The 2,351-nt window shown below is 63.0% G+C and carries 2 protein-coding genes; both read right to left on the reverse strand.

What is annotated here, in order from left to right:
• Positions 1-81: 81 nt before the first annotated feature.
• Positions 82-1,497, reverse strand: a complete 1,416-nt coding sequence (gene hydA / locus CF70_RS14670) for a dihydropyrimidinase (RefSeq protein ID WP_035865744.1) — start codon at positions 1,495-1,497, stop codon at positions 82-84.
• A 13-nt stretch (positions 1,498-1,510) separates the two neighbouring features.
• Positions 1,511-2,239, reverse strand: coding sequence for a maleate cis-trans isomerase family protein (locus tag CF70_RS14675; protein WP_035865746.1), 729 nt, complete (start codon positions 2,237-2,239; stop codon positions 1,511-1,513).
• Positions 2,240-2,351 lie beyond the last annotated feature (112 nt).

Genomic DNA, 2,351 nt, shown 5'->3' on the forward strand with positions numbered 1-2,351 from the left:
TTTTGAAGTTGAAGTTGAAGTTGAAGTTGAATCTAAAGGAGAAAGAGAAAGAGAAGGAGAAATCAAAACCACCACCAACCCTCAAACCAACGAAGGCGCCCCCGCCGGCAAGAACCTCCCCCGCCCCGGAACCGGCTCCAGATACCTCCCATCCTCCACCAGCAACTCCCCCCGCGAGAAACAATGCACCGGCCACCCGGTCACCTCGATCCCCTCATAAGGCGTGTAATCCACCGCATGATGCAGATCGCTATTAGCAATCCGCACCTTCCGCGAAGGATCCCACAACGCAATATCGGCATCTGCGCCAACAGCGATGGTTCCCTTGCGCGGATACAAGCCATACAGCCGCGCCGGCCGGTACGAAGTCAGCTCGACAAACTGATGCAGCGAAAGCCTGCCCTTCGCAATCCCATCGAACAACAACGGCAACCGCGTCTCGATCCCCGGCACGCCATTGGGAATGTGGTCAAACGGCTGCGCCGTGCCACCCAGCTTCTTCCCTTCCGGATCGTCATAGTTGAACGGCGCATGATCCGAAGAAAACACACTGAACACACCATTGGTGAGCGCACGCCACACCGCAGCCTGATTCTCCGGATCCCGCGGCGGCGGGCTGCAGACGCACTTCGCGCCTTCATACCCATCGTCGCCGGGCAATCCCATATCCTCGGCGGTGAGATACAAATACTGCGGACAAGTCTCAGCCAGAATCGGCAACCCCCTGCCCTGTGCCCACCGAATCTGCTCGATCGCTTCCTTGCCCGACACATGCACGATCAGGATCGGCACATCGACCAGCTCCGCAAAGGTAATCGCGCGATGCGTGGCTTCACGTTCCACCAGAGCCGGACGCGCCATGCCATGGAAACGCGGTGAAATCCGTCCTTCCCCAACCAGCTTCTCGGTCAGCCACGAGATGCAATCCGCATTCTCCGCATGCACCATCACCAGCGCATCGTTGCGCTTGGCCACATCGAGCACGTCCAGCATCTCGCGATCCGACAGCTTCAGATCGTCGTAGGTCATATAGACCTTGAACGAGGTATAGCCCTTGCGGATCAACTCGGGCAATTCATGCTGCAACACTTCCGGCGTGGGATCCGCCACGATCAGGTGGAACCCGTAATCCGCCACCGCGCGGCCCTCCGCGCGGCGATGGTAGTCCGCCACCGCAGCCTTGAGCGAGCCGCCCTTCTCCTGCGCCGCAAACGGAATCACCGTGGTCGTGCCACCGCAAACCGCGGCGCGCGTGCCGGTGAAGAAGTCGTCCGCCATGCGCATGCCGTCCGGCATCGGCTGGTCGAGGTGGACGTGGCCGTCCACACCGCCGGGCAGCGCCAGCAGGCCGGTGGCATCCATTTCGCGCGAGCCGCGCGGCAGGTCATTGCCCAACATGGCGATGCGGCCATCGCGCACGCCGATGTCGCAGGTGAAGCGGTCGGAGGCGGTGACCACTTCGGCGTTGCGGATGACGAGATCGAGTTCGGTGTTCATGCGCCCTGCTCCTTCATTCCACTTCGGCAAACAAGCGGCCCCAGCCGCGCAGCTCGCGCGTATCCACGCCAGCCAGCCGCAGCGATTTCCACACCACGGTGGAGATCGTGTCGTAGACGGGGATGCCTGTCTCGGCTTCCAGTTCCTCCACCAGGTGCGCCGCGCGCAGGTTGGTGCAGAAGGTCGTGATGGCTGCCGGCTTGTGCTGCGCCACTTCGCGCACCATGCGGCGGATGGTGTCTTCTTCCACTTCGGCGAAGCTGTAGTTCACATGCAGGTCGAGGTGGCGCTCCGCCGCGCAGGCAAAGCCGTTGCGCTTGTAGTTCTGCACGATGCGTTGCTGCACATCGTCGAGATAGGGCGTGACCAGGCCGAAGTCGCGCGCGCCGGTTTTTTCCAGGATTTCGTTCAGCGCCAGCACCGAGGTGGTGGCTGGAATGCCGGTGGCCTCGGTGATCTGGCGGCACAGCGCCTGGTCTTTCTCGAAGCCGAGCCAGCCGGACGAGGTGCCGTTCCACGCGATCACATCCACGCGCGCGTCGGCCAGCAGTTTGGCCGCGCCGATGATCTTGTCGAGATCGAACTGGCCCAGCGCCTGGTCGCGCAGCGAGATCTCGGTAACGGTGAAGCGCGAGAAATGCGCGCTGACGTTCGGCAGGCCGCTCACCATGGCGCTGGTGATGGGTTCCAGCGCGGTATTGGACGACGGCGTGAGCATGCCGAGAAGGGTGCGTTTGGTCATGGGAGTAAAGCTCTCAGGAAATGGCATGGCCCGGTGCGCGGGGCCCGCCGCGCGTGGCGCGGCCGGGACGGGAGCGGTTCAGGCCGTGCCGCTGCCGGCTTGTGCCGGCGCG

This window comes from Cupriavidus sp. SK-3 (genome assembly GCF_000611145.1).
Classification (GTDB): Bacteria; Pseudomonadota; Gammaproteobacteria; order Burkholderiales; family Burkholderiaceae; genus Cupriavidus.

What these genes read in the sequence shown, in the direction of transcription:
- CF70_RS14675 (WP_035865746.1), bottom strand. Translation starts at nt 2,239, where the DNA reads ATGACCAAACGCACCCTTCTCGGCATGCTCACGCCGTCGTCCAATACC.
- hydA (WP_035865744.1), bottom strand. Translation starts at nt 1,497, where the DNA reads ATGAACACCGAACTCGATCTCGTCATCCGCAACGCCGAAGTGGTCACC.